General features: G+C 73.0%; 22 protein-coding genes. 12 read left to right on the top strand and 10 right to left on the bottom strand.

Going from position 1 to position 25,499, the window contains the following annotated elements; all coding sequences use genetic code 11:
- The first annotated feature begins 128 nt into the window (after window positions 1–128).
- Window positions 129–1,652: a hypothetical protein gene (locus tag CG719_RS14090; RefSeq protein ID WP_100568950.1), complete on the top strand. Its 1,524-nt coding sequence runs from the start codon at window positions 129–131 to the stop codon at window positions 1,650–1,652.
- A 28-nt stretch (window positions 1,653–1,680) separates the two neighbouring features.
- Here the strand turns inward: CG719_RS14090 and CG719_RS14085 are convergent, their stop codons facing one another.
- Window positions 1,681–2,982 carry an ABC transporter substrate-binding protein gene (locus CG719_RS14085; RefSeq protein WP_100568949.1) on the bottom strand — a complete coding sequence of 434 codons (1,302 nt, stop codon included), beginning with the start codon at window positions 2,980–2,982 and terminating at the stop codon, window positions 1,681–1,683.
- A 116-nt stretch (window positions 2,983–3,098) separates the two neighbouring features.
- Here CG719_RS14085 and CG719_RS14080 point away from each other — a divergent pair, with 116 nt between their 5' ends.
- A complete protein-coding gene (locus CG719_RS14080) occupies window positions 3,099–3,599 on the top strand; it encodes an SCO4402 family protein (protein WP_100568948.1) in 501 nt (166 codons plus the stop codon).
- Between the two features lie 46 nt (window positions 3,600–3,645).
- On the top strand, window positions 3,646–4,530 hold the full coding sequence (gene purU, locus CG719_RS14075; protein ID WP_100568947.1) for a formyltetrahydrofolate deformylase: 885 nt from the start codon (window positions 3,646–3,648) through the stop codon (window positions 4,528–4,530).
- A gap of 575 nt (window positions 4,531–5,105) precedes the next feature.
- Here purU and CG719_RS14065 read toward each other — a convergent pair.
- Both CG719_RS14065 and CG719_RS37345 read right to left on the bottom strand, forming a co-directional pair.
- Window positions 5,106–6,257 (bottom strand): maleylpyruvate isomerase N-terminal domain-containing protein, encoded by a 1,152-nt coding sequence (locus CG719_RS14065; RefSeq protein WP_100568945.1) that lies wholly within the window; start codon window positions 6,255–6,257, stop codon window positions 5,106–5,108.
- Window positions 6,254–6,835, bottom strand: a complete 582-nt coding sequence (locus CG719_RS37345) for an RNA polymerase sigma factor (RefSeq protein WP_100568944.1) — start codon at window positions 6,833–6,835, stop codon at window positions 6,254–6,256. Before CG719_RS37345 ends, CG719_RS14065 begins: the two co-directional genes overlap by 4 nt.
- Before the next feature lie 437 nt (window positions 6,836–7,272).
- On the opposite strand from CG719_RS37345, the gene CG719_RS14055 reads away from it, so the two are divergent.
- The 3 genes from CG719_RS14055 to CG719_RS14045 all read left to right on the top strand — a co-directional run bounded on the left by CG719_RS14055 (window position 7,273) and on the right by CG719_RS14045 (window position 9,442).
- Entirely contained in the window at window positions 7,273–7,641 is a 369-nt protein-coding gene (locus CG719_RS14055; RefSeq protein ID WP_100568943.1) for an STAS domain-containing protein, read from the top strand.
- A gap of 168 nt (window positions 7,642–7,809) precedes the next feature.
- Window positions 7,810–8,322: an EF-hand domain-containing protein gene (locus tag CG719_RS14050; RefSeq protein WP_100568942.1), complete on the top strand. Its 513-nt coding sequence runs from the start codon at window positions 7,810–7,812 to the stop codon at window positions 8,320–8,322.
- Between the two features lie 610 nt (window positions 8,323–8,932).
- Complete coding sequence (locus CG719_RS14045; RefSeq protein WP_100568941.1) at window positions 8,933–9,442, top strand: ATP-binding protein; 510 nt, start codon at window positions 8,933–8,935, stop codon at window positions 9,440–9,442.
- A gap of 477 nt (window positions 9,443–9,919) precedes the next feature.
- Here the strand turns inward: CG719_RS14045 and CG719_RS14040 are convergent, their stop codons facing one another.
- Window positions 9,920–10,933: a GlxA family transcriptional regulator gene (locus CG719_RS14040; RefSeq protein ID WP_100568940.1), complete on the bottom strand. Its 1,014-nt coding sequence runs from the start codon at window positions 10,931–10,933 to the stop codon at window positions 9,920–9,922.
- Between the two features lie 72 nt (window positions 10,934–11,005).
- Between CG719_RS14040 and CG719_RS14035 the strand changes: the two genes are divergently transcribed.
- Window positions 11,006–12,334 (top strand): MFS transporter, encoded by a 1,329-nt coding sequence (locus CG719_RS14035; RefSeq protein WP_100568939.1) that lies wholly within the window; start codon window positions 11,006–11,008, stop codon window positions 12,332–12,334.
- 40 nt (window positions 12,335–12,374) lie between these two features.
- Here CG719_RS14035 and CG719_RS14030 read toward each other — a convergent pair whose 3' ends face one another.
- Window positions 12,375–13,589 (bottom strand): flavin-containing monooxygenase, encoded by a 1,215-nt coding sequence (locus CG719_RS14030; RefSeq protein WP_234375575.1) that lies wholly within the window; start codon window positions 13,587–13,589, stop codon window positions 12,375–12,377.
- 119 nt (window positions 13,590–13,708) lie between these two features.
- Between CG719_RS14030 and CG719_RS14025 the strand changes: the two genes are divergently transcribed.
- Window positions 13,709–14,311 carry a GNAT family N-acetyltransferase gene (locus tag CG719_RS14025; RefSeq protein WP_234375574.1) on the top strand — a complete coding sequence of 201 codons (603 nt, stop codon included), beginning with the start codon at window positions 13,709–13,711 and terminating at the stop codon, window positions 14,309–14,311.
- A gap of 41 nt (window positions 14,312–14,352) precedes the next feature.
- On the top strand, window positions 14,353–15,228 hold the full coding sequence (locus CG719_RS14020; RefSeq protein ID WP_100568937.1) for a GNAT family N-acetyltransferase: 876 nt from the start codon (window positions 14,353–14,355) through the stop codon (window positions 15,226–15,228).
- Between the two features lie 6 nt (window positions 15,229–15,234).
- Here the strand turns inward: CG719_RS14020 and CG719_RS14015 are convergent, their stop codons facing one another.
- The 4 genes from CG719_RS14015 to CG719_RS14000 form a co-directional block, all read right to left on the bottom strand.
- Complete coding sequence (locus tag CG719_RS14015) at window positions 15,235–15,900, bottom strand: pyridoxine/pyridoxamine 5'-phosphate oxidase (RefSeq protein WP_100568936.1); 666 nt, start codon at window positions 15,898–15,900, stop codon at window positions 15,235–15,237.
- Window positions 15,901–15,932: 32 nt separating this feature from the next.
- Window positions 15,933–17,087: a WxL protein peptidoglycan domain-containing protein gene (locus CG719_RS14010; protein WP_100568935.1), complete on the bottom strand. Its 1,155-nt coding sequence runs from the start codon at window positions 17,085–17,087 to the stop codon at window positions 15,933–15,935.
- Window positions 17,088–17,180: 93 nt separating this feature from the next.
- On the bottom strand, window positions 17,181–19,160 hold the full coding sequence (locus CG719_RS14005; protein WP_100568934.1) for a purple acid phosphatase family protein: 1,980 nt from the start codon (window positions 19,158–19,160) through the stop codon (window positions 17,181–17,183).
- Window positions 19,161–19,285: 125 nt separating this feature from the next.
- The gene (locus tag CG719_RS14000; protein ID WP_100568933.1) at window positions 19,286–20,494 is read right to left on the bottom strand and encodes a HupE/UreJ family protein; all 1,209 of its coding nucleotides are present in this window, start codon (window positions 20,492–20,494) and stop codon (window positions 19,286–19,288) included.
- Between the two features lie 171 nt (window positions 20,495–20,665).
- Here CG719_RS14000 and CG719_RS13995 point away from each other — a divergent pair, with 171 nt between their 5' ends.
- A complete protein-coding gene (locus CG719_RS13995) occupies window positions 20,666–21,337 on the top strand; it encodes a hypothetical protein (protein ID WP_100568932.1) in 672 nt (223 codons plus the stop codon).
- A gap of 112 nt (window positions 21,338–21,449) precedes the next feature.
- Here CG719_RS13995 and CG719_RS13990 read toward each other — a convergent pair whose 3' ends face one another.
- A complete protein-coding gene (locus CG719_RS13990; RefSeq protein ID WP_100568931.1) occupies window positions 21,450–22,082 on the bottom strand; it encodes a TetR family transcriptional regulator in 633 nt (210 codons plus the stop codon).
- 134 nt (window positions 22,083–22,216) lie between these two features.
- On the opposite strand from CG719_RS13990, the gene CG719_RS13985 reads away from it, so the two are divergent.
- A complete protein-coding gene (locus tag CG719_RS13985) occupies window positions 22,217–22,942 on the top strand; it encodes a VOC family protein (RefSeq protein WP_100568930.1) in 726 nt (241 codons plus the stop codon).
- A gap of 212 nt (window positions 22,943–23,154) precedes the next feature.
- Entirely contained in the window at window positions 23,155–25,470 is a 2,316-nt protein-coding gene (locus CG719_RS13980) for an outer membrane protein assembly factor BamB family protein (protein WP_100568929.1), read from the top strand.
- Window positions 25,471–25,499 lie beyond the last annotated feature (29 nt).

The following is a 25,499-nucleotide window of genomic DNA, read 5'->3' as shown; positions in this document are numbered from 1 at the left end:
CGGCGGGCGGGTTTTGTTACTGCCGTCACAGGGAAGGAGGTCTGGTCCTGTGCTGCGTGGCACGGGGCTCCGGGGACCCGGTAGCGTGAGCCGACGATTCCGAAGGTCCCCCATTCGTAGGAGTCCCGGTGACGCAGAGTGGACAGGGCGAGGAGCCCTCGGCGCGACCCGCGCACGAAGGCATCGTGCTGCCCTCCGACGGTGGTGAGCCCTTGCTGCCGGGCATGACCGGCGGGCCGGGCGGCCATCAGGGCGGAGCGGGCGGTCAGGCCCCGGCGGCGACCCCGGCCGGCGGTCAGGCCTGGGGCCAGCCGTGGGGCCCCGACCAGCAGCATCCGCCGCAGCAGGACCAGGGCTGGCAGCAGCCGTGGGGCTCTCCGGAGCCGTACCCGCAGGGCCAGTGGGACGCGCAGGGCCAGGCCCCGCAGCACCCGGGCGCGGGCCCCCTGCCCCCGGAGAACGCCCCGGCGTACCAGCAGCCGGGTGCCGACCCCTACGGCGTCCCCGCGCACGCCGGGCACGGGCTGCCCCCGGCCGGCGCCGGCCCGTACGCGGCCGGGCACGGGATGCCGGGCGCCGACGAGGGTGCGACGCAGTACATCCCGCCGGTCCCCGCGGGCTCCGCGGACGAAGGCGCCACCCAGTTCCTGCCGCCCGTGCCGGGCGCGGGGGTGGACGAGGGCGCGACGCAGTACATCCCGCCGGTGGGGCCGGGAGCCCTGCCGCCGGAGGGACCGGGCGGCGGCCCCGCCCCGTACCCGGGCCAGGTACCCCAGGGCGCAGCACCCGGTCACCCCGACGCCGAGGCGACGCAGTTCATGGCGCCCGTGGACGCCGGCGGGCGGCAGACGCCCGCCGAGTTCGACAACCTCTTCCGCAGCGACTCCGGCGGCGCCGCCCCGTCGACGCAGCAGATACCCCGCTACCAGCAGGGCCCGTCCGGCCAGCCCCACGCCCGGCCCATGTCCGCGCCGCCCGGCGGGTACGACGAGGACGGCGGCGGCCGGGGAGTTCGGCGCACCGGCTCGCGCATGCCGGTGATCGCGGCCGTGGGCGTCGGGATCGCCGTCCTCGGCATCGGCGCCGGGGCGCTGCTCAGCGGCGGCGACGGGGACGGCGACAGCGCCGACAAGAACACCACCGTCGCGGCCACCGCGCCCGCCACCGACGACGCCTCCGCCGCGCCCGCCGCCGATCCGGCCAAGGAGCAGGCGGTCGCGCTGGACAAGCTGCTGGCCGACAGCGGCAGCAGCCGCGCCTCCGTCATCAAGGCGGTGGCCGAGGTCAAGAGCTGCAACAACCTCGGCCAGGCGGCCTCCGACCTGCGCGCCGCGGCCGAGCAGCGCAAGGGCCTGGTCACCCGTCTGGGAGAGCTGTCCGTCGACAAGCTCCCCGGCAACGCCGATCTGACGGCGGCGCTGACCAAGGCCTGGCAGGCCTCGGAGTCGGCGGACCGGCACTACGCGGCCTGGGCCGACCAGGTCGGCGGCAAGAAGGGCTGCAAGAAGGGCCACGCCCGGTACACGGGTGAGACCCAGGCCGGCGACCGCGAGAGCGGGACGGCCACCGCGGAGAAGGCCAAGGCCGCCCAGCTCTGGAACGCGATCGCGCAGACGTACGGCCTCACCCAGCGCCAGCCGACCCAGCTGTGAGGCCCGCCGGCGCGGGAGGGCGGCGGACTCAGCCGGCGTCCTCCAGCGTCTTGGCCACGTTGACGAAGCCCTTCGTGGCCGGCACCAGCCGGCCCTGCCGCACGGTCTGAAGGGACACGTCGGCGTTGGTGAGGCGGGCGAGACCGGTGGAGGCGAGCAGGTCGGACAGGCGCCACCGCAGCGGCGGGGTCAGCCCGCCGGTGCGGACCTCCAGCCCGCCGTCGAGGGCGCGCCGCACGGTGGAGGCGCTCACCTCCCCGTCGCCGATCTGCTCCAGGACGGTCCGGAGCACCGTGTAGGCGATCCACGTGGTCTGCACCCCGGCGTCCTGCGGGTCGACGCGGTTGTCGCCGAAGGCCGTCTCGTTGATCACCTTCTTCATCGGCTCCCAGCGCGAGTCGCCCGCCACCGGGTACCAGCCGGTGAGGTACGACCCCTCGTACGGGCCGGACTTCCCGCCGCTCGCGTCGATCACGGTCTGGTCGACGCTGCCGAGCACGGCGGCGGTGAACACCTGCGGATAGGCGTCGCGGGCGCGGCGGAAGGAGTCCATGAAGATGTTCGTGCGCTCCCCGAGAGCGGGGATCACGCAGCCCGTGCGTGCCGGTTCGGCGCTCGACTGCCGCAGCGCCTGATTGGCCTGGCCGGAGTATTCGGTGGCGTCCTCGGCGGCCCGCTGGTCGTGGGCCGGTGCGTGGCCGCCGGCCCGCAGTCCCGCGTTGAGCAGCCCGGGCAGCTCGTCGCCCGCGATGCTGTCGGGCCGTATCAGCGTGACCGGGCCGCAGTGCGGGGCGAGCTCCTTGCCCAGACCGGCCAGCAGCGCGGGCTGGCCGCCGTTGACCGGGTAGGACAGGGCGCGGGTGAACTCGGTGGTGGTGACGCCGTAGCCGCCGATGTACGGGATGCCGGCCCCCTCCAGGGGCGGGAAGAAGGAGTCGCTGTACTGGCTGTAGGAGCCCACGACGGCGACCGCGTTCTCCTTCACCGCACGCCGGGCGCACTTCGCCGCGCCCACGCTGTCGTTGCCTTCGTTGCAGGTCAGAACGTTGAGTTTGCGTCCGGCGACACCGCCGTGGGAGTTCACCCAGCGGGCGTAGGCACGGGCCATGGCGGGCATGCCGGGCTTGTTGGTCGCCGGGGTGTTCTCCGGCGCCCACGTCATCACGGTGACGGAGCCGTCCCCCGAGCCCCCCGTGGCACCGGGGACGACGCCGCAGCCGGCGGCGAGCGAGGCGCACGCCAGCAGAACTCCCGCCGGCGACAGGGTTCTTCTCACGGACCGGGTGAGGGTGGAGAGGAACGGGCCACGGGAACTTCGCCTGCCGGTCATGCTCCGCACGATTCCGTCACATCACCAACCCGGTGATGACTCTCGGTCAATGAGTGGTGACGTATGAGTGAATTACGGGGGCAGGTGGGGCCCCTGGGGCGGGGAACGTACGATCGGTGACCGTGCAAGGTTCGGAGAACTCTTCCCGTCGCGGCCGTCGCTCCTCCACCATGGGCGGCATGCCACTCAACGACATGCCGTGGTGGCGCTGGCGCAGCAATGTGCGCTCCGCGCTGCACATGCTCTCCGACCCGGTGTTCCAGCGGGACGTCTGGCTGGCAGGCGTCGAAGGGTACGGCGACGTGACCGACGCCGTCTACCGCCTGGTCGAGGACACCTGGCTCGACAACTGGTCCGCCGAGAAGTACGTCGGCACGATCTTCCGGGACTCGCAGGAGGCGGCGCTCGTCGACACCGCGGTCCTGCGGGTGCTGCGGATCATGCACCAGGTCGGCCCGGACGCGCCGGTGTCCGCCTACCTCGACCACGACGCCTGGCCGGAGGCGGTGCGGGCGGCCCACGACGCGCATGTGCGGCTCGCGGCGAGCGACGGCGAGGACCCGGACACGCCGCCCCGCAGCCTGGAGGTGCTGCGCATCATGACCCGGTCCGCCTAGCGGACGACGGACCACTTGCGGGCCCGGACGTGAGACGCTGTCACGCATGAGCGAGCAGTCCTCCCGAGCCGCCGAGGCGCCGGCCGAGCAGTACATCCTCATCCTGTCCTGCCCGGACAAGAAGGGCATCGTGCACGCGGTGTCCAGCTATCTGTTCATGACGGGCTGCAACATCGAGGACAGCCAGCAGTTCGGTGACCACGACACGGGACTGTTCTTCATGCGGGTCCACTTCTCGGCCGAGGCTCCGGTGACGGTGGACAAGCTGCGCGCCAGCTTCGCGGCGATCGGCGACTCCTTCGGGATGGACTGGCAGATCCACCGGGCCGACGAGAAGATGCGCGTCGTGCTGATGGTCAGCAAGTTCGGGCACTGCCTGAACGACCTGCTCTTCCGCGACCGGATCGGCGCGCTGCCGGTGGAGATCGCGGCGGTGGTGTCCAATCACACCGACTTCGCCGAGCTGGTGGGGTCGTACGGCATTCCCTTCCACCACATCCCGGTGACCAGGGACACCAGGTCCGAGGCCGAGGCGCGGCTGCTGGAGCTCGTGCGCGAGGAGAAGGTCGAACTGGTCGTCCTCGCCCGTTACATGCAGGTCCTCTCCGACGACCTGTGCAAGCAGCTCAGCGGCCGGATCATCAACATCCACCACTCGTTCCTGCCGAGCTTCAAGGGCGCCAAGCCGTACCACCAGGCGCACGCCCGGGGCGTGAAGCTGATCGGCGCGACGGCGCACTATGTGACCGCCGACCTCGACGAGGGCCCGATCATCGAGCAGGAGGTCGAGCGGGTGGGCCACGACGTCACCCCGGACCAGCTCGTCGCGATCGGCCGTGACGTGGAGTGCCAGGCGCTCGCCCGCGCGGTCAAGTGGCACGCGGAGCGCCGGATCCTGCTGAACGGTCGCCGGACGGTGGTCTTCGCGTAGCGCGGCCCGACGGCGGTCCAAGAGGCCGTCCGGCGGCAGCCCGTGGGGGCCGGCCTGCAGCGGTACGTGGGGCGACCGACGGCGGTCCGTGGGGGTCAGGCCGGTCGGTGGCGGTCCGTGGGGCCGCCCGGTGGCGGTCCGTGGGGCGGTCGGTGACGGCCGACTGGCAGAGGTCCGTGGGGCGACCGACGGCGGTCCGTGGGGGTCAGGCTGGTCGGCGGTGGTCCGTGGGGCCGCCCGGTGGCGGTCCGTGGGGCGGTCGGTGGCGGCCGACTGGCAGAGGTCCGTGGGGGTCAGGCTGGTCGGCGGTGGTCCGTGGGTCCGCCCGGTGGCGGTCCGTGGGCGGTCGGTGGCGGCCGGCCTGCAGCAGTCCGTGGGGCGACTGACGGCGGTCCGTGGGGGCCAGGCCGGTCGGCGGTGGGCCGTGGGGCCGGTCGGCGGCGGTCCGTGGGGGCGGCCCGTGGCGGCCGGCCTGCAGCAGTCCGTGGCGGCCGGCCTGCAGCAGTCCGTGGGGCGGTCGGCGGCGGTCCGTGGGGGCTGATCTGCGGCAGCCCTGGGGCCGGTCGGCGGCCGTCTCACATACGGCTGAGTGACGCCGCCGCGCACAGCACGTCCCGGATCGCCTCACGGTCGCCGACCTGGCCGGCCGCCGCCTCCCGCGGGGTCACATGCCCCGCCGCCAGCCGGCAGAACTCGACGCCGTCCAGCGCCACATGGGCCACCTCGTGGTCCGCGGAGCCCACCGCTCCGGGCGAGTCGAGCGGGATCAGCCACTGGCCGCCGCCCAGCCCCTCGATCTCAAGGCGCAGACTGCGCCCGGGGTCGCCCGCGGTCACCAGATGCCGGGTGCGGGCGGGGGAGGCGAGCCCGGCCTGCCGCCGGGCGGCCAGCACCCCCGGCAGCATCCGGGCGGCGAGGTCGATCATCCGGTGCAGATGGCGCGGGGCCGGCGGATCGTACGGGTAGTCCACCGCCTCCGCGATGTCCTCGGCGTGCACCCAGCACTCGAAGGCGCGGTCCAGCATCGCGTCGGGCAGCGGCAGCGCGAAGGCGCCGTAGGGCACCGGCGGCTCCTTCACGGCGTTCGCGGCGAAGGAGACCGTGCGGACCAGGTCGTGCGTCTGCTCCCGCCACGGCGCCCGCACCGAACGGGCCGGCGGGGAGTGCGCGGCCCGCCAGTACGCCTCGGTGCGCGCCGCGGGGGAGGGGCCGTCGGCGGAGGTCGCGTCGCCGAGCGGGTCGTCCAGGCCGACGGCCACCGCGACCAGCCCGTCGACGCTCATCAGGTGCGCGATGACCCCGGCGACGGTGGTGCGCCGGCTGGTGGCGTCCTCGCCCTCGAACCACCGCAGCCGCACCGGCGCCTCCCACTCGGCGTCACCCATGTCCTGGAGCAGCGCGTCCAGGCGGGCGGTCTCGGCGTCGTAGGGCGCCGCCCAGCCGGGCACCGGGATGTGCGGCGGCCGCCGTTCGAGACAGCCCGCCAGGACCCGGGTGCGCAGCCCCGGGTCGAGGTCGAGCGTGTCGGGCCGGTGCAGCAGGGCGGCCGCCTCCCGCAGCCCCAGCGCCTCCTCCGCGCAGGTGCCGCACTCGCCGAGGTGCTCCTCCACGGCCGCCGTCTCCTCCGGCGAACACGCGGCCAGCGCCCACGCCCCGAGCAGCGACTTCAGCAACTGATGCGCCGCCCCGTCCCGGTCCTCCGGCTTCCAGGGGTCGTTCGGGGTCATGCGGCGCCTCCGTAGTGGGAGGGTGCGCCGGGGATGTCCGTGTGGTGGGCGGTGGAGAGGAGCTGGAGGCCGAGGCGCAGGCGGCGTCGGGCCTCGTCCTCGGTGACGCCGAGGTCGGCGGCGGTCTGCCGGTAGTCGCGGCGCTGGAAGCAGGCGAGTTCCAGGGCGGCGCGCAGCGGGGCCGGCATGGCGTGGACGATGTAGTCGGCGCGGGCGGCGGCGGAGGCGCGGCACACCCTGTGCTCCAGCTCCTCGGCGGAGCCCGGCCCGCCGCGGGCCAGCGCCGCGGTCTCGGTGGCGCGCAGCCGCTGCACGGCGAGCCGGTGGGTCAGCCCGGCCACCCAGGCGCGCAGCGGGCCCTGTCGGGGGTCGTAGGCGTCGGGGTGCTCCCAGACGTGGGCGAACACCTCGCGGGTGACGTGGTCGGCGGCCTGCTCGTCGCCGAGGACCCGGTGGGCGAGGCCGTGCACGAGCGAGGCGAAACGGTCGTAGAGCTCACCGAGGGCGGCCGCCTCTCCTCGCAGGAGCCGCTCCCGCATTCCGCGGTCCCAGTGGGGCGGTGCGTCCTTCTTCGCCATACGGCCCCCTCCGTGCCCGGCCGTGCCGCGCCCCGCGTCCCGGCCCGCTCCCGTCCAGCTCCGTGTCCGACCGTGCGTCCGACGGTGTTCAGCGTGTCCGACGTGGTCGTCTCGAATGTAGTCGGCATGTCCGACAGCGCACGCCCCTTTATGACAATGTGCGCCCCCTGAAGAGCCGCTGGTGGTAGGGGGAGCGAGAGGTGTTATGGCGCCTGGCGGGCGACTTGCCCCTTCTGTCCCGCCTGGTCTTTCGCTTTCATGTCAACTCGGATAGAACACGACCGAAGGTGACTGAAACAAGCCCCTGGCGGATCGGTCTCGGTTTGCTGTACGGCGTTTGGGGGAACGGCCGCTGGGCAGCCGCGCGGAAAGAAGCGTAGGGACTGGTTCCGTTTCCGGGCGGTTCCGGGGAAGTTCCGGCTGACGGAGGGCGGGCCGTGGCGTTCAAGGTGACCGACGACGAACAGGGCGAGTGGAGCGTGCTCCGGGTCGCCGGTGAACTGGACCTGGTGACCTCGCCGGTCCTGCGCCAGAGAGTGCACGAGGTGGTGGCCCAGGGGCGGCACGACCTCGTCCTGGACCTCTCCGAGGTCTTCTTCTGCGACTCCAGCGGCGTCGGTGTGCTCATAGCCGCCCGCCGTCTGATCCGCTCCTGCCAGGGCCGGCTGCGCCTGATCCTCCCGGCCCGTGGCGCGGTCGACGGCTCCCACGTCAACCGGGTCCTCGGCGCGCTCGGTGTCCGGCGCCTCTTCGACGTCTACGCGGATCTGGCGGCGGCGGTGGACGACGAGCCGCTGTCCGCCTGACGGCCGTCCGCCCCGGCGGTCACCGCCGTTCTCCTCTCACGGGCAACCCCCCGTTGTCCCGGAATTCGCCCGGTCCTTACCCGACCGTGGTGTTCGCGCCCCGGAGCGCTGTGCGCGTCGTACGCTCCCTGCCAGACGCAACCCCACACGTAAGGCGGCCCGTAAGACATGGTCAGCAGCGAGTACGAGCGCAGGATCGCGGCGCGGTTCGCCACCTTCGACCAGGACGGCAACGGCTACATCGACCGCGAGGACTTCAGCGTGGCGGCCCGCTCGCTGCTCGCCGAGTTCGCCACCGCCGCCCGCTCCGACAAGGGCCAGGCCCTGTACGCGGGCGCGGAGGCCTTCTGGCAGGGCATGGCCGGGATCGCCGACCGCGACGGCGACCAGCGCATCACCCGCGAGGAGTTCGTGACCGGCGCGGTCAAGCGCCTGCGCGACAACCCCGAGCGGTTCGCCGAGATCGCCCGCCCCTTCCTGCACGCCGCCCTGGCCGTCGCGGACGCCGACGGCGACGGCGCCGCCACGATCGAGGACACCGTGCGCGTGCTCCGGGTGCTCGGCGTGCCCGAGGGGGCCGCCGGGTTCATCGCCGCCGCGCTCGACACCGACGGCGACGGCAGGGTGGGCGAGCAGGAGATCGTGCCCGCCTTCGCCCGCTACTTCACCGTCCCCGAGTAGCGCCGGCCCCCCGCCCCCAACAACCTGCGAGAACACCGTACTTGAGCCCCCTCCGCGGCGCCCCGCCCCGCCGAGGGGGCTCTCATGCTCGCGCAGGGGCCGAGTCGCGCAACACGCCCGGGCGCATGAGCAGTTCGGAACGCCGATCGGTGCCTCGGCCGCCGTGCGTCGTGCCCGCGTGCGGTGACACCGGCGGTCCTGGACGGCCCCGGCACCGTGGTCTCCCGCGGGCGAATGTCACTGATCGTGGCATTCAATGATCACGGAGCGTTGATGCCGGGTTGTGTCCCGCGCGCGACTCGTCACGTCCCGGAGTCGCCGTCGTGCTCGGGTACCTTGTGTGAAATGCGAGTGGTTCCGAGCTTGAGCCATCCCATGACGGGTGTCGCACAGTATGCCGCACGGGTACTCCTTCGCGCGGGAATATGCCCGAAGCGCTTGTTGCGGTGACGGTGCGTCAACCATGCTGTCTCTCCAGGGAGTCACGTTCCGTGACACTTGCTCTGGCTGTTGTTCTGGTCATGCAGAAAATGGCTACGATCGTGGCCTCGTGAGGCGCGAGGCTGTGTGTCCGCCGGTTCGGATGGTGTGAGCGGTGCAGGTGCTTCAAGTGCAGCTGGAGATCCGGCCCGACCCCGCGGAGGTGGGGCGTGCCCGGCGTTGGGCCCGCTCCCGGCTCGCCGGGTCGGGTATAGCGGCGGACGAGCCGCTCGCCGAGACCCTCGTCCTGCTCGTCTCCGAACTGGTCACCAACGCCGTGGTGCACACCGGTTGCCCGGCCGTGCTGCGGCTGTTCCTGTCCGGGGAGCCGGCCGGGGCGGCCACCGTGCGCCTGGAGGTGGCCGACGCCAGCACCCGGGCCCCCGTCCCGCGCTGCCCCGGTGATGAGTCGACCGGCGGCCGCGGCCTCGCCCTCGTCGACGGCCTCGCCGACCGGTGGGGCTGGTGCCCGGAGGGCGTGGGCAAGCGCATCTGGTGCGAACTCGACAGCTGCGTCAAGGCGGTTGACGCGGCGGAGACGTCGGTGCCGGCGAGCTGCGGCCGCACGTCCCCGGCGTACGAGGGCCTGGCGTACGGGGGGTACGGCGCCTACGGCGGGCTCGCCTACGGGGCGGTATAGCCCCGTACCCCCGTCGCCCCGTAACCCCGTTGTCCCGGCGGCGAGGCCGTGCGCCGGGAGATGCTTCTGTGCGCGCCCCGTTGCGAGCGGGCATAACGGGTAAATCGTCAGGGCGGTGTTGACGCCTCGTGTCCGCTTGATCACGCTGGTGGTCAGCGATTCGCCGCGAGGGGACGACGAGGGCTGGGGCACCGGAAGTCCTCGACGAGTGTGGGTCGTGATGTCGGCGCTGACTGGTCCCTTCAGGGTTCGAGGGGGTGGGACCGGTGCGCCGGGATCGGAGGGCGGCGCGCGCTGCCGCGTGGGGGACGGGCAGGGGCGCGCCGCCAGTCGGGCCCGCCCTGCCTTCCGGAGCACCCGGACGTCATCCACAGGCTGTGGACAACTCGCGGGACCCTAGGGTCTTTCGTTTGGATCAGGCCGGATCAGGGCGCGGTGCCAGGGCCCGCGAGCCCGGCATGATCCAGACGAGAGGCCCTAGACCTCCGCTTCGGCCCTCGCCGATCCGTTCACCCGGAAGGTCCGCCGGTAGGCCGTCGGTGTCACCCCGAGTGCCGTCTGGAGATGCTGCCGCATCGACTGCGCCGTGTTGAAGCCGGCGTCCCGGGCCACCTGGTCCATGGACAGGTCCGTCGACTCCAGCAGGTGCCGGGCCCGTTCGACGCGCTGCTGGGTGAGCCACTGCCCCGGACTGATCCCGGCCTCCTCGCGGAAGCGCCGGGTGAAGGTCCGTACCGACATCGCCTCGCGCGCGGCCATGTCCTGCAACCGGATGGGCTCGTGCAGGCGGCCCAGAGCCCACGCGCGCGCGGTGGTCGTGGTGGCGAGCTGCGGGTCGGGCACCGGCCGGTGGATGTACTGCGCCTGGCCGCCGTCGCGGTGCGGCGGTACGACGGTCCGCCGGGCCACCTCGTTGGCGACCGCCGTGCCGTGGTCGCGGCGCACCATGTGCAGGCACAGGTCGATCCCGGCCGCGACGCCCGCCGAGGTCAGCACGTCGCCGTCGTCGATGAAGAGCACGTCCGCGTCCACCCGGACGCGCGGGAAAACCCGCTGGAAGCGGTCGGCGTCGGCCCAGTGGGTCGTGGCGCGCCGCCCGTCCAGACGTCCCGCCGCGGCCAGCACGTACACGCCCGTGCAGATGGAGGCGAGCCGGGTGCCGGGCCGGATGTGCGCCAGGGCGGCGGCCAGTTCTCCGGTCAGCACCCCCTTCTCGTAGACCGGGCCGAGCTCGTACGAGGCCGGGACGATCACGGTGTCGGCGGTGGCCAGGGCCTCGGGGCCGTGCGGCACGTGGATCGAGAAGTCGGCGTCCGTCTGTACCGGTCCTGGCGGCCGGACCGAGCAGGTGACGACCTCGTACAGCGGTCGTCCGGCGGCGTCCAGGGGCCGCCCGAAGATCCGGTGCGGGATGCCCAGCTCGAAGGGCAGCAGCCCGTCGAGGGCGAGGACGGCGACGCGGTGCGGGCGGAAGTCCGTGGCCTTGTCCATGGCCCGATCCTAGCGAATGCTGTCCTTCGGGCCAGTGGAGGAGATTCGGGCCCTTGCCGCACGCTCTATGGCGTGACCCAGACAACCGAACCCGCGTCCGACACCTCCGCCTCCGCCACCGCGGCCCGGACGCCGTCCGCCCGCCGCGCGGCCCGTGTCCACCGCGCGTGGTTCGTCGCCGCCGTCACCTTCGTCACGATCACCGGTGCCGCGGCCTTCCGCTCGCTGCCCGGCCTGCTGATCGACCCGCTCCATCAGGAGTTCGGCTGGTCGCGGGGCACGATCGGCGCCGCGGTCTCGATCAACCTCGCGTTGTACGGGCTCACCGCGCCCTTCGCCGCCGCGCTCATGGACCGCTTCGGCATCCGCCGGGTGGTCGCCGCCGCCCTCGTGGTGATCGCCACCGGGTCCGGTCTGACCGTGTGGATGACCACCGCCTGGCAACTGTGGCTGTGCTGGGGCCTGCTGGTCGGACTCGGCACCGGCTCGATGGCGCTGGCCTTCGCCGCGACGGTCACCAACCGCTGGTTCACCGAGCGGCGCGGCCTGGTCACGGGCATCCTCACCGCCGCCTCCGCCTCCGGCCAGCTCGTCTTCCTGCCGGTGCTGTCCTGGACCGTCCAGTCGCACGGCTGGCGCCCGGCCGCCGTCACGGTGTCGCTGGCCGCCCTCGCCGTCGTCCCCTTCGTCTGGCTGCTGCTGCGCGACCACCCGGCGGACGTGGGCGTGAAGCCGTACGGCGCCGACGAGTTCGTGCCGAAGCCCGTGCCCGTGCCGGGGGCCGCCCGCCGCACCCTGGCCGTCCTGTCCTCCGCGGTGCGCACCGGGCCCTTCTGGCTGCTGGCCGGCACCTTCGCCATCTGTGGCGCCTCCACCAACGGCCTGATCCAGACCCACTTCGTGCCCGCCGCCCACGACCACGGGATGCCCATCACGGCGGCCGCCTCGCTGCTCGCGGTCATCGGTGTGTTCGACGTGGCCGGCACCATCGCCTCCGGCTGGTTCACCGACCGCTTCGAACCACGCCGCCTGCTCGCCGTGTACTACGCGCTGCGCGGTGTCTCGCTGCTGTTCCTGCCGATGCTGCTGGCGCCGAGCGTGCACCCGCCGATGATCTTCTTCATCGTCTTCTACGGCCTCGACTGGGTCGCCACCGTGCCGCCCACCCTCGCCCTGTGCCGCGAGCACTACGGCGAGGACAGCGCGATCGTCTTCGGCTGGGTGCTCGCCTCCCACCAGGTCGGCGCGGCGCTGGTCGCCTACCTCGGCGGTCTCGCGCGGGACGTCTTCGGCTCCTACGACGTGGTCTGGTACGCCTCGGGCGCGCTGTGCGCCGCGGCGGCCCTGATGGCGCTGGTGATCCGGCGGCGGCCGGCGGTCCTGAGCCCCGCGGCCGCCTGAAGCCCACGACCCCGACGGATGTGACGGGGCGCCAGGCGGATCAGGCCGGCAGCCGGGAGACCTTGCGGCCGTCCTTGCGGGCGTTCTCCTTCGCGATGGCACCGGCGATCCGCTCGGCGTCCAGGGCCAGTTCGCGGAGCATGCCGCTGATGGGGTTGGTGAAGCCGGTGAAGTACAGGCCGGGCGCGTTCTTCGGCGTGCGTCGACCGCGGACCACCGGTCTGCCACGGGAGTCGAGCACGTCCAGATGGCCGACCAGCCCCTCCAGGGCGCGGTCGTAGCCGGTGGCGGCGACGACGGCGTCCGGCTGGATGCGGGTGCCGTCGGCGAGGAGCACCTTGCCGCTCTCGAAGCCCTCCACGGCGGCCACGATCTCGACCCTGCCCTTGCGGACCGCCTTGAGGAGACCGACGTCCTGGACGGGGATCGCGCCCTGGGCGACCCGCGAGTACAGGCCGGTGCGGGGGCGGGGCAGGCCGTGTGCCGACAGGTCCGGCACGCTCACCCTCGCCACCGGTCGCGCGAGCACGTCGACGAGCCGGACCGGCAGCCGCCGTACGAGCACGCCCGTGTACTGGGCGGGCCACCCGGCGGTCGACCGGCGCACGATGTGCGGGGGAGTGCGCACCGACAGCCGTACCCGCTCGGCCCCGCCCTCCACCAGGTCCACGGCTATCTCCGCGCCGGTGTTGCCGACACCGACGACCAGCACGTCACGCCCGGCGTACGGTTCGGCGTTGCGGTACTCACCGGCGTGCACCAGCTCGCCGGGCCCGTTCCGGTACGTCTCCCGGCCGGACCAGTCGGGCAGGCGGGGCGTGTGGTTGTGGCCGGTGGCGACGACCACCGCACCGCCGGTCAGCTCCCGTCCGCCGGAGGCGCGCAGCAGCCAGCCGGTGCCGTCAGGGGCGGGCTCGACGCGGGAGACCTCGACGCCGGTCACGATCTCGAGGCCGTGGTGCTCGGCGTACTTGTCCAGGTAGCGCACCACGTCGTCGCGCGCGACCCACCGGCCGAACCGGCGCGGCATCGGCAGCCCCGGCAACGCGGAGCTGCGCCGGGTGGTGTGCAGGCGCAGCCGGTCGTAGTGCCGCCGCCAGGACGCCCCGACCCGGTCGGACCTCTCCAGGACGACCGCGCGTATTCCCCGTGCGCGCAGCGCCTGTGCGGCGGCCAGGCCGCCCGGACCGCCGCCGATGACGTAGACGGGACGGTCGGCGTGCCGCGCCGCGGAGACGGTGGTCGAGTCGGTCATGGGCATGAGAGTAATCGCCTGCGGGGTTGAGGGGACGCGGTCAATGCTGGTATCGGTTGCGGATTGATCACGAATGAACACCTGTGCGATCCGGGTGCGGTGCGGTGTCTAATGGGCCGGTGACCGCCGACCCGCATGACATACGGAACCTCGCCACGGCACGGACCTCGGGGGACGGGCTGCTGCTGCGTCCGTGGGACCCGGAGTCCGACGCCGACGTGCGGTCGTGGCTGCGCGGCATCACCGACCCGGAGTTCCGCCGCTGGAACACACCCCTCGTCCCCGTCACGGACCTCACCGGCGCCCGCGACTCGCTGCGGGCACGCGCCCTGCGCGCGGGGGAGGGCTTGGCCGCGTCCTTCGTGATCGCGGACGCCGGGAGCGGCACGACGCTCGGGCACATCGGCGTCAACGACATCCGTCCGCCGCTCGGCGTCGCGACCACCGGCTACTGGGTCCTGCCCGAGGCCCGTGGCCGCGGGGTCGCCACCCGGGCGCTGAGGCTGGTGGCGGACTGGGCGTTCGGCGAACTGGGCCTGCACCGGCTGGAACTGGACCACGCCGTGGGCCACGGGGCGTCCTGCCGGGTCGCCGAGCGCTGCGGTTTCCGGTACGAGGGCACGATGCGCGGCGCGATCTTCGAGCCGGACCGCCGCGACGCCTTCCGGGACGCGCACCTGCACGCGCGTCTGGCCACGGACCCGGAGCCGGAGCGCCCCTGAAATTCGCGGGCGCCGGACGGCTGTGGACGGGACCATGGGGCATGACTTCCGGGACGACCACCGATGACTGGCACCTGACCGACGACGTCGGGCAATTCCTCGCGCGCGGAGGGGAGTTCCTCCGCTCACGGCCCGCACCGCACACCATCCTCCTCACGGTGACGGAGAACCTGCGCCTGAGCGGCGACCGGCACTACGGCGACGCCGCACCCGAGTTCGGCCTGCTGGACGGGGCGGGCGGGGCGGGCACGCGGGCCGCCTTCCTCCGCACGCCGCCCCATCCGCTCCTGCTCACCGTCCTGACCGAGGAGGAGGCCGCCGTGCTCGCGGCCCGGCTCGCCGACGCGGGACATCAGGTGTCCGGTGTCACCGCGGACCGTGACACCGCCGCCGCCTTCGCCGGGGCCTGGCGCCGGATCACCGGCGCCGAGGTACGCCTGCGGCAGCGGGTGCGGCTCTACCGGCTGGGCGAGCTGACGGTGCCGCGGCAGGTTCCGCCGGGCCGGGCCAGGGTGGCGGGCGAGGCGGACCGCGAGCGTCTGGCCCGGTGGTTCGAGGAGTTCTCGGTCGCCGTCGGCGAGCCGGGCGCCCAGGACCCGCGGCGCTGGGCGGACGAGCGGGTGCGCCGCGGCGACGTCATGTTCTGGCAGGACCCGGACGGGACGCCCGTCGCCATGGCGGGCACGACCCCGAAGGTCGCCGGGCAGGTGCGGGTGGTCGCGGTCTACACACCGGCGCACCTGCGGGGGCGCGGGTACGCGGGCGCCGTCACGGTCGAGGTCAGCCGGGCCGCGCTGGAGTCGGGGGCCGAGGAGGTGCTGCTGTTCGCCGACCTCGCCAATCCGACCAGCAACGGCCTCTACCAGCGGATCGGCTACCGGCCGGTGTCCGACTTCGCGATGTACGACTTCGGCTGAGCCGGATCAGGGCCACAGCAGTTCGCGCGCCCAGCCGTCCGGCGTACGGCGGTAGCGCAGCCGCACGTGGCGGCGCCGGGCGTCGCCCTGGAAGAACTCGGCCTCGGTGGGCCGGAGGCGGTAGAGGGTCCAGGAGGGGACCTCGGTGTCCGGGGCGCCGGCGGCCCGCTCCCAGGCCGACTCCGAGGCCCGGGCCAGCTCGTCCAGGGAGTCCAGGACCTCGCTCTGCCGACCGGTGAGGGCGGCGGCCAGGGCGCCCGTCGAGCGGGCGTGCAGGTCCGCCTGCGCCTCCTCGGGCGGGGCGAGAGTGACCGGGCCCCGGACGCGGACCTGGCGGCCCAGGACCGGCCAGTAGAAGGCGAGGGCGGCGTGCGGACTCGCGGCGAGCTGGCGGCCCTTGCGGCTGCCGGCGTGGGTGGCGAAGGACCAGCCCTCGGCGTCCGCGCCGTGCAGCATCACGATGCGGACGTCGGGCCGGCCCTCCTCGTCCGCCGTCGCCAGCGACATCGTGTGCGGCTCGGGCTGCCCGGCCGCCGCCGCCTCCGCCAGCCACCGCGCGAAGAGGGGCAGCGGGGTGGCGGGTGCCGTCGCGGGGTCGAGGGCGGGCAGCTCGGTGAACTCGGGGTCCCAGACGCGAAGTGACGCCAGCAGCTCGTGAAGATCCGGTTCCATGCCCCGAGTATCGCCCCGCCCCGCGCCGGACCTCAGCTCTTCCGGGCCTCCGGGGTCTCCGGGGCCTCCGGGGCCTCCTGGCGCTCCGTGACCTCCGTGGTCTCCTCGGCCTCCTCAGTGGTCCGCTTCTCGCGCAGCGCCTGTTCGACCGCGTCCCGTACGCGGGCGTCCTCGCGCAGCTTGCGGCGGGCGCGGCCGCGGCGGGTGCGGACGACCGCTCCGACGGCGACCGCGATCAGCAGGACGAGGAGCAGCAGCAGCGTCCACGGGACGGCCCAGCCGTGCGCGGTGGCCGTCACCGGGTCGAGCGTGGTGGTGGAGCCCGACGCGTCGGTGAGCAGGGGAGTGAGGGTGGCGGTCGCGGTCAGGACGACGCCTGGCACCACGCCGTGCACGGGCACCTTCACCTTCCAGCTCTCGCCCGGGAGCAGCTCGGGCGGCGAGGGGATCCGGTTCGCCTCGGTGCGCAGCCATCCGAACGGGCCCGAGACCGACACCGCCTGCCGGGCCGAGAGCACGGCGTTGCCGGTGTTGTGGATCGTGTACGTGACGGTGGCGTCGCCCGTGGCGAACGGGTTGGCCGAGCCGGAGTGGTCCACGTGCAGGTTCTCGACCGCCAGGGCCGGCCGGAGGTCGCCGCTGACGCGCAGCTTGACCCGGATGCCGAGGCGCCGGTCCACGTTGATGCCCTCGGCCTCGTCGGACTGCCGCAGCGAGGTCAGGACGCCGCCCACGTAGTCGCCGGGCGTGGCGTTGCCGGGCACGGTGACCGTGAAGGGGACCTTGACGGACTTGCCGGGCTTGAGGACGACGCTCGTACGGTCGGCGTGCACCCAGGCGCCGATGCCGACGGACTTCTTGTCCTTGGTGAGCAGGTCGAGCTGGCCGGTGTCGGTGGTGAAGCCGTCGGCGGCGTACAAGGCCAGGGTGAGCGGGGACTTGCCGCGGTTGGAGACCACCATGGCGTCCTCGACGCGTCCACCGGGGTTCACGGCGTAGCTGAAGCTGGACCGGTCGGCACCGTAGCTGTTCGGCGCCGTCCTGACCGTCCAGGTGACGTCGCCGCCGTCCGCCGCGGCCGGGGTGGTCCGCAGCCCGGTGAGGGCGAAGGCCAGGAGCAGGGCCAGGGCGGCGGTGCGGGCGAGTGCGGTGACCGTGGTCTTCCGGCGCGTTGCGGGCAGGGGCATCTCGGGGTCCTCGGGCGGTCTGGAGCGGGTCTGGAACGAGGGGCGGGGGGTGGGCACCGGAAGGTGCCCACCCCCCTGGTCAAGCGGTCACGGTCAGCTGCTCAGAGCGGTGATCGTGAGGGTGGCGCGGTAGGCGCCCTTGTCGACGCTGCCCGGGATCCTCAGATCCAGGTCGGCGCCCAGCTTGGCCTTGCCCTTGGGGTGACCCTGGTCGGCCCAGCCCAGACCGCGCGAGACGGACAGACCCGCGCCGCCGCCGTCGTAGCCGGAGGCCACCTCCCCGCTGGCCTTGGCGCCGGCGCCCTCCTGGAGCACGTTCGGCGTCCAGCCGAGGTAGGCACCGGAGAACACCTTGTCGGCGTCCTTGAAGTCACCCACGCTGGCCGAGATCGACCACGGGGCGAGCGAACGGCGGCTGTCCGACACGAGGATCGGGTTGATCCTGCCGGTGGCCTGGAAGTAGTCGCCGTCGTGGTCCTTGGCGGTGCCGAGGTCCACCAGGCCGTTGTAGCCGTCGATCGTCCAGCCGAACTCGCCCGGGGCGGCGTTCGGGACGTTCACCTGGATGTCCTGGCCGTCGCCGTGGTACGGGTGCACGGTGACCTTGTCGACGACCGAGCCGACCGGCTGACCGGAGGGCGTGTTGACGCAGGAGGACTGGCCGAGCTCCACCGCGGCGTTGGGCGCCGCGCAGGTGCCGCTGCGCAGGTTCTCGACGACGAGCTTGTCGTTACGGACCTTGACCTTGACGTAGCTGCGGACGTTCTCCTGGTTCTGGACCGAGTTGTACCAGTAGTTGCCGGGGTTCAGCGGGTCGGCACCGTTTCCGGCGCCGCTCGTGCCGCTGGTGTCCGGCTTGGTGATGCCGTAGTACTTCGAGCCCGAGGCCGAGTTGGCCGTCACGTACAGCACACCGCCGGGGCCGGGGTACACGTCGGCGGCGCCGGGCTGCTCGTCCTTGTTCTGCTTCTCGCTGTTCTTCAGCAGGTAGCTGCGCGAGTAGGCGTGGTCGTGGCCGGCCAGCACCAGGTCGACACCGAGCTTGGAGAAGGCGGCCGGCAGGTCATTGCGACGGACCTTGGCGTCGGAGTCCTTGGCGTGGGACGCCGGCGAGTACATGGCGTGGTGGAAGACGAGCACCTTCCACTTGGCCTCGGAGCCGTGCTTGTTGATGACGTCCGTGACGTAGCCGATGTGCGCGGCGTCGCCGCCGCCGCCCTGGCTGGTGGCGTAGCTGTTGCTGTTGATGTCGATGAACAGCACATCCTTGTAGATGTACCAGTAGTTGCCACCGGACGTGTTGGAACCCGGCTGGCCGTTGGAGTACAGCGGCGCCGAGCGGTCGGTGTTCGGCGTGTAGAGGTGCTGCTCGTACGCCTTGCCGCCGACGTCGTGGTTGCCGATGGTGGCGGCCCACGGGTACTGGCGGAGCTGGTCGGGGGCGAGGAAGGCGTTCCACTGGGACTCGGTGTTGGCGGTCTCGACGTGGTCGCCGCCCGACACCAGCAGCTCGCTGTCCGGGTTGGCGCCGAGCGCGACGTCGAGGGTGTCCTGCCAGCCGGCCTGGTCCTTGCCGGTGTTGCCGGACGAGCCGATCTGCGGGTCGCCGAAGAACAGGAAGTCGTAGTCGCCCTTGAAGTCCTGCGTCTTGAAGGAGTACGCGGAGGACCAGTTGCCCTCGGAGCCGACCCGGTAGGAGTAGGCCGTGTGCTCACGGAGACCGGTGAGCGTGGCGTGGCGGTTGTAGCCGCCACTGGTGGCGATGTTCTCCCCGCCGAGGGCGTCGAAGGTGATGGCGGAGGCCGGGAACTCGCCCTTGTCCACCTGCGCCGTCGGCGCGAGCTGGACCTTCTGCGCGGTGTCGGCCGAGGAGTACCAGGTCACGGTGCGCTGGGACTCGTTGGCGCCGACGCCGAGGATGATGCCGGTGAACGTGCTGGTCTCGGCCGCCTGGACCGGGGAGGCCAGGCCGCTGCCGAGGGCCACCGTCAGGCCCAGGAATGCCGCGGCGGCACCCGTGGCCACGCGGCGCCGCGCCGACCCGGAAGCCGACGAGGAGGGTCTCGAAATCATCAGATTCGTTCCTTTGGTGCACGGAGGTGCATGGAATGGAGGCCATCAAGGTCTCCGGATTTGGTAAATCAATCGCAAATGCGATCTTGGAATCAGCTGAACTTCGCGCTAGACCTGCGCTGTTCTCAGCCTTCGAGCACCCGCTGCACGAACCACACAGAACCCATGACGGCCACCCCCGCGCACAGTGCGCCGGTCGCCCACATGCCCGCCCTCGGCGCACGGTGACGCAGCAGCGCGAGCAGCGGGAAGACGATCACGATGATCCCCAACTGCACTGCCTCGATACCGACGTTGAACACCAGCAGGGACCACAGCAGGGTCCACGACCACGGCTCGTCGATCCCGAGGGCGCCCGCGAACCCCAGGCCGTGCACGAGGCCGAAGCAGAACACGACCCCGAGGCGCAGCCATCCGGCCCGGTCCAGACCCAACGGGCCCTGTTCCGCGGGTCCGGCGAGGGCGGCCACGTCGTCGCGCCGCCGGAGCCGCAACAGATGCCAGCCGGCGACGACGGCGATCGACAGCGCGATGACGGGCTCCACGATCCGCTCCGGCGCCTCCACCAGGCCGAGGGCGGCGAGCAGGAACGTCACCGAGTGGGCCAGGGTGAAACTCGTGGCCGCGAGCACGATCTCGCGCAGGCGGCGGGACCCGGCGATGAGCGCCAGCAGGAACAGGATGTGGTCGACTCCGGTCAGCAGGTGCTCGGCGCCCAGGCGGAAGAACTCCCAGAACCGCTCGTACCACGACTGACTGATCGAGAAGGACGGATGCCCGGCGTCGAGCGCGGCGCTGCCGGAGAGACCGGTGAGGTCGTAGGTGGCGATCGTCCTGGTGCCGCGGACGTAGCCCTCGGAGTCGGGGAAGAGCGTGCTGCGCACCTCGCGGTCGCCGCCCTCCGCGGGGCAGGCCCACTCCAGCGGCAGGGAGGCGTACGGGACGCCCTCCCGCCGGCCCATCGTGATGTCGCCGGCCCGCGACGGCGTGCAGGCCTTGCCGCCGGCGGCGACCGAGAAGCGCCCGGTGACGTACGTGACGGCCGAGTCGGCGTGCGACTCGAGCGCCGCGGCCTGCGCCCGGGCGTCCTCGGCCTCGAAGGCGGCGGTGCCGGCCCGGAAGAGGGGGTCGTCGTGCTCGGCGTCGGCGGCGGACACGACGAAGAGGTCGTACTCCAGCTCCAGCACCGTGCGTACGCGGCCGCCGTCGCCGCCCGTGATGTGGACGTACACGACGGACGAGAATCCATGGGCCGAGGCCGGTTGCCCGAGGCCCAGGAAAGCGATCACTGCCGCGGTGATTCCGACGAGGGCGCGGCGGACCCGTGATGACATGGTGGCTCCTTGGGGTTTCCCGTGCACGGTGCATGTCATCGGTGAACAAACTCCGGCCCGCCGGCGAACCGTTGAGAAACAAGCCCCGCATCGGCCCTCGCGGGGGCGACCCGTGGCGGTCGCGGATAGCAGGATGGCGGCGCACCCACGATCACTCGGAGGACGATCGCCTTGCGCTCCCCGCTTCGGGCCGTTGCCACGCTGGCCGCGGCCGCCGCGCTGGTCACCGGATGCGGCTCCGGCGACGACTGGTCACAGCCGCACGCGAAGCCCACCGCCGTGGGCATGCTCGGCGCGGGGTTCACCGACCCCTCCGCCCCGCCCACCCCGGAGGCCACGGTCACGCCGCGGCCCGGTTCCTGGAAGGGTGTGCACCCGCCGAAGGGCTACCGCGTGGTGCTGCTCACCGCGGGCGACGACCGTCCGACCAGGGCCCTGGTGTCGGCGGTGAAGGACTGGGCCGCGAGCGAGCACGTCGACCTCAGGACGGTGGCCGCCGACGGCCCCCACGACCTCGTTCCCGCCATCGACAGGGCCATCGGCATGGGCCCGGACCTGGTCGTCGGCGCGGGCAACGATCTCGTCGACCCGCTCGCCGTGGTCACCGCGAGCCATCTGTCGCAGCAGTTCCTCGTCGTCGGCGCGGAGCTCGCCGAACCCACCCACAACGTCACGGCGGTCGACTGGTCCGGTGCCTCGTTCCGGGGCGAGGGGCTCGGCATGTCCTCGACCTACGACCCGGAGTCGTTCACCGCCGCGCGCTGCGCCGCCGCCGTCCGGGCGGGCGTCGCGGCCGTCCTCCACGACCTGACGGGCATCGTGATCTGGCTCGACCGGCTCTAGGGTCGTTCGGGTTTCTCCCCGTACATGGCAGCAGGCGGCGGTCCACCCGGGTGGACCGCCGCCTGCCTGACAGGACTTGGGGCCCGGACGGAGTCCGAGGCCGGTGCACGGGCTATCGCGTCGGCTTCTTGCCGGTGACGCCCAGGTGAACCAGGAGCGCCAGGTTCGGCCTCAGCTCGGCCTGCTTCACCCCCGGGGCGAAGCCCTTCTGGTGGGAGGCGACCGCCGCGAGCATCGCGACCAGCGAACCGGCGATCGCGGCCGGATTCACGTCCTTGTCGACCCGGCCCTTGGACTGGAGTTCGGTGACAGATTCCGCCAGGGAGTTGTTCACGGAGTTCAGGATCTTTGAACGGATCTTGTAAAAGCGCTTGTCGCCCTCGGCGGCACCGAGATCGATCACGCGCAGAATGGCGTCGTTGTGGCGCCAGAACTCGAGAAACCCGTCCACGAGTTCCTGCGCCGTCTGCCAGCCGGCCTTGCCGGCCCACGACCGGCCCTCGAGCAGCTCGGCCAACCCGGCGCCCTCGGCGGCCATTTGCTCGGCGATCTCCAGAACGGCGCCCTCGACATCGGGGAAGTACTGATAGAAGGTCGCGGGCGAAGTCCCCGCCTTCCTGGCGACATCGATGACCTTGACGTCCCGGTAGGGGGAGGAGCTGAGCATCTCGCTGAGGCAGTCGAGCAGCTTCTGCCGGGTCGCCTGCCCACGTCGACCGGCCACGCGGCCGTCGACGGTACGCACTTGTCCTGTCATGTCGTCAGCTTACCGAGCAGTGATCGGAGCGCGATTCGGCCGACTGCAAATGGGGTGCATGAGCTCGGAGAGGCTGGTGTGCCTGGTCTGCGGGCTGCGCGTGACCCGGCTACTTTGGCGACATGGCCGAAAACAGGGCATCCGCGAGCACAGAGGGCGTCCCCTGCTGGGTGGACGCGCAGCTTCCCGACGTCGAGGCGGGAAAGCGGTTCTACGGTGAGCTCTTCGGGTGGAGCTTCGCGGAGGAGACGTACGGAGCGTCCGTACCGGCCCGGCTGCACGGGGAGCCCGTCGCCGCGCTCTCGCCGAAGACGGACGGCCGTATGCCCACCGTCTGGACCGTGTACTTCGCGACCCCGGACATCCGGGCGCTGGCCGAGCGGATCCGGGCCGGCGGCGGGCAGATCGTGATCCCGCCCGCCCGGGTCGACGGTCTGGGCCTGGCCGCCCTCGCCGCCGATCCCGAGGGCGCCGTCTTCGGGCTGTGGCAGCCGGACAGCCACCAGGGCTTCGGCAGACGCCACGAGCCGGGCACCTTCGTCTGGGCCCAGCTCTACGCCCGCGACACCGAGGCCGCCAACGTCTTCTACGGCGGACTGTTCCACGACGCCCTGTTCGGGCCGGGCGCCGAGCCCGAATTCGGCCGGGCCGCCGTCTCCGACGTCTTCCCGCCCGAGATGCCGCCGCACTTCCTCGTCCACTTCCGGGTCGCGGAGCTGGAGGCCGCCCTCGGCACGGTCGCCCGGCTCGGCGGACGGGTGCAGGTGCCGCCCTTCGGGACGTCGTACGGAACCGTCGCCGTCGTCGCCGACAATCAGGGGGCGTCCTTCGCCCTCCTGGAGAGGTGAGGGAGCGGCGATCGGAGAGGTGAAATCCGCCCCCCGACCGGGAAGAGGGGGTTTTGCGGCGTGACATCCCGATGTGTCGCCGGGTTCGCAACCTGTGCGCCGGACAGGAAGAATCAGGGTGCGTGCCGCCACGGCGGTGCGGTGGTGAGACGCTGCACTTCGGTCGCGTACATATGTGGGTGGCGCGGCTCGTACGGGGAGGTGGCAGGCAAGTGGTGGATCAGCTGACGCAGCACGACCCGCGGCGGATCGGGCCGTTCGAGGTGCTGGGACGGCTGGGTGCCGGCGGCATGGGGCTGGTCTATCTCGCGCGCTCGGCGTCCGGCCGGCGCGTGGCGATCAAGACGGTCAGGACCGAGCTGGCCGAGGACCAGCTCTTCCGGGTCCGCTTCACACGTGAGGTGGAGGCCGCGCGGGCGGTCTCCGGCTTCTACACGGCCGCGGTCGTCGACGCCGACCCGCGCGCCGCCGTGCCGTGGCTGGCCACCGCCTACGTCCCGGCGCCCTCCCTGGAGGAGATAGTGACCGAATGCGGTCCGCTCCCGGCCCAGGCGGTGCGCTGGCTGGCGGCGGGCGTCGCCGAGGCGCTCCAGTCCATCCACGGCGCCGGGCTCGTCCACCGCGACCTGAAGCCGTCGAACGTCCTCGTCGTCGAGGACGGGCCACGCGTGATCGACTTCGGAATCGCCTCCGGGGTCTCCAACACCCGGCTGACCATGACGAACGTCGCCGTCGGCACGCCCGCGTACATGTCCCCGGAGCAGGCCAAGGACTCGCGCAGCGTCACCGGCGCCAGCGACGTCTTCTCGCTCGGCTCGATGCTGGTGTTCGCCGCCACCGGGCATCCGCCCTTCCACGGCGCCAACCCCGTCGAGACGGTCTTCATGCTGCTGCGCGAGGGCCCCGACCTGGAGGGACTCCCGGACGAGCTGCGTCCGCTGATCGACTCCTGCATGCAGATGGAGGCCACCGCGCGGCCCAAGCCGGCCGACCTCCAGGCCCAGCTCGCGCCCCATCTGTTCGGCTCCGGCTCCGACGACAGCGGTACGGCCTCCGCCTGGCTGCCCGAGCCGGCGGTCGGCCTCATCGAGTCCCGCCGCGGCGGCCGCCTGGCCCTGCCGCCCGCCCCGCGCGTCGCCGTACCGCCGCCGCCCTCGCACAGCCCCGCCGTCCCGGCCCCGGCCGGACCCGCGCCGGTGGGCGTCCCCGACTCCGGTCCCGTGCGGCTGGCCGGCGCCCAGGTGCCGATCGGCCCCGGTCCGCGCGTCGCCGACGCCCGTGCCGCCGCCGTCAAGGCGCCCCCGCCCGAGGCGGGCCTGGCCGCCACCTGGTCCCGGCCGCACCCCGGCGTCAACGGCGCCGACCCCGCCGTACCGGCCGTGCCGCCGGAGACGCCGGCCGGCTGGCGCCCGTGGCGCTTCCGCATGTCCAACGACGTCTGGGGCACCCCGTCCGTCGCCGACGACCTCGTCTACGTCACCTCCTTCGAGGTGCACGCCCTGGACGTGGCCACCGGCCGCCGCCGCTTCAAGACCCGCGACGTGGCCTGGTCCATGGCGGTCGCCGACGGCCGGGTGCACGCCTCCGACGGGCCCACCCTGTTCGCCCTGGACGCCCGCGAGGGCACCGACCTGTGGCGGGTGCAGACCGACGCCTGGGTGTACTCCCTCAAGGCCGACCGCGGCACGGTCGTCACCGGCACCCGCGGCGGGGGCGTCCAGGCCTGGGAGGCCGCGGGCGGCCAGAAGCTGTGGGAGATCGCCGGCTGCCAGACCGACTTCGAGTCCCCCGAGGCGGGCCCCGTCGTCCACGACGGCACGGTGTACGTCTGGCAGGACGCCCGCCTGCGCGCCCTGGAGGCCCGCACGGGCGAGGAGCGCTGGTCCTACCCGATCGGCGACGCGGCCTCCTGCGGCGGCGTGCCGGTGCGCGTCACCCCGGCCCCGGACGGCTACGTCTACGTCTGCGCCGGCACCCGCGTGCTCGCCGTGGACGTGGCGAGCGGCCATGTCCGCTGGCACTTCGAGGCGCCCGCGGTCTTCCTCTGCCCGCCGGCCTTCGCGCCGGGCCCGGTGGTGAGCGGCGGCGGCGTCTACCTCGCCGACTACCTCGGCACCGTCTACGCCCTCGACGCCACCGACGGCCGCGACCGCTGGCGCATCGCCACCGAGTCCCGCGCCTCCGTCGCCCCGGTCCTGGTCGCCGCCGGGCACGTCCACGTCGGCAGCGGCCGGGGCCTGTACACCCTGGACGCGGTCACCGGAACGCCCAAGTGGCGCTTCCAGGCGGGCGGCGAGATCGTCGGTGCCCCGGCGGTCGCCGAGGGCCGTATCCACTTCGGCTCCACCGACCACCTGCTGTACACGCTCAAGGCCGACGACGGCCGGCTGCGCTGGAAGCTCGCCACCGGCGGCGAGATCACCGGCTCCCCGGTGGTCAGGGACGGGGTCGTGTACGCGTGCAGCAAGGACCGCTGCGTGTACGCCCTGGACGCGGAGAAGGGGACAGGCACCGCCCGCACCACCTGATCCCGCGCCGCGGAGGTGGGGGTGACGGC

Origin of the sequence: Streptomyces sp. CB01373 (assembly GCF_002803075.1) — a bacterium.
In the GTDB taxonomy this organism is placed as follows: Bacteria; Actinomycetota; Actinomycetes; order Streptomycetales; family Streptomycetaceae; genus Streptomyces.
Note: the sequence above shows the minus strand (reverse complement) of the source record. Positions and strands in the feature narration are given on the sequence as shown.

Bases quoted from the DNA above. Each gene is read 5' to 3' on its own strand.
- CG719_RS14085 (WP_100568949.1), bottom strand. From the start codon at position 2,982: ATGACCGGCAGGCGAAGTTCCCGTGGCCCGTTCCTCTCCACCCTCACC.
- purU (WP_100568947.1), top strand. From the start codon at position 3,646: ATGAGCGAGCAGTCCTCCCGAGCCGCCGAGGCGCCGGCCGAGCAGTAC.
- CG719_RS14065 (WP_100568945.1), bottom strand. From the start codon at position 6,257: ATGACCCCGAACGACCCCTGGAAGCCGGAGGACCGGGACGGGGCGGCG.
- CG719_RS37345 (WP_100568944.1), bottom strand. From the start codon at position 6,835: ATGGCGAAGAAGGACGCACCGCCCCACTGGGACCGCGGAATGCGGGAG.
- CG719_RS14050 (WP_100568942.1), top strand. From the start codon at position 7,810: ATGGTCAGCAGCGAGTACGAGCGCAGGATCGCGGCGCGGTTCGCCACC.
- CG719_RS14040 (WP_100568940.1), bottom strand. From the start codon at position 10,933: ATGGACAAGGCCACGGACTTCCGCCCGCACCGCGTCGCCGTCCTCGCC.
- CG719_RS14030 (WP_234375575.1), bottom strand. From the start codon at position 13,589: ATGACCGACTCGACCACCGTCTCCGCGGCGCGGCACGCCGACCGTCCC.
- CG719_RS14020 (WP_100568937.1), top strand. From the start codon at position 14,353: ATGACTTCCGGGACGACCACCGATGACTGGCACCTGACCGACGACGTC.
- CG719_RS14015 (WP_100568936.1), bottom strand. From the start codon at position 15,900: ATGGAACCGGATCTTCACGAGCTGCTGGCGTCACTTCGCGTCTGGGAC.
- CG719_RS14010 (WP_100568935.1), bottom strand. From the start codon at position 17,087: ATGCCCCTGCCCGCAACGCGCCGGAAGACCACGGTCACCGCACTCGCC.
- CG719_RS14005 (WP_100568934.1), bottom strand. From the start codon at position 19,160: ATGATTTCGAGACCCTCCTCGTCGGCTTCCGGGTCGGCGCGGCGCCGC.
- CG719_RS14000 (WP_100568933.1), bottom strand. From the start codon at position 20,494: ATGTCATCACGGGTCCGCCGCGCCCTCGTCGGAATCACCGCGGCAGTG.
- CG719_RS13985 (WP_100568930.1), top strand. From the start codon at position 22,217: ATGGCCGAAAACAGGGCATCCGCGAGCACAGAGGGCGTCCCCTGCTGG.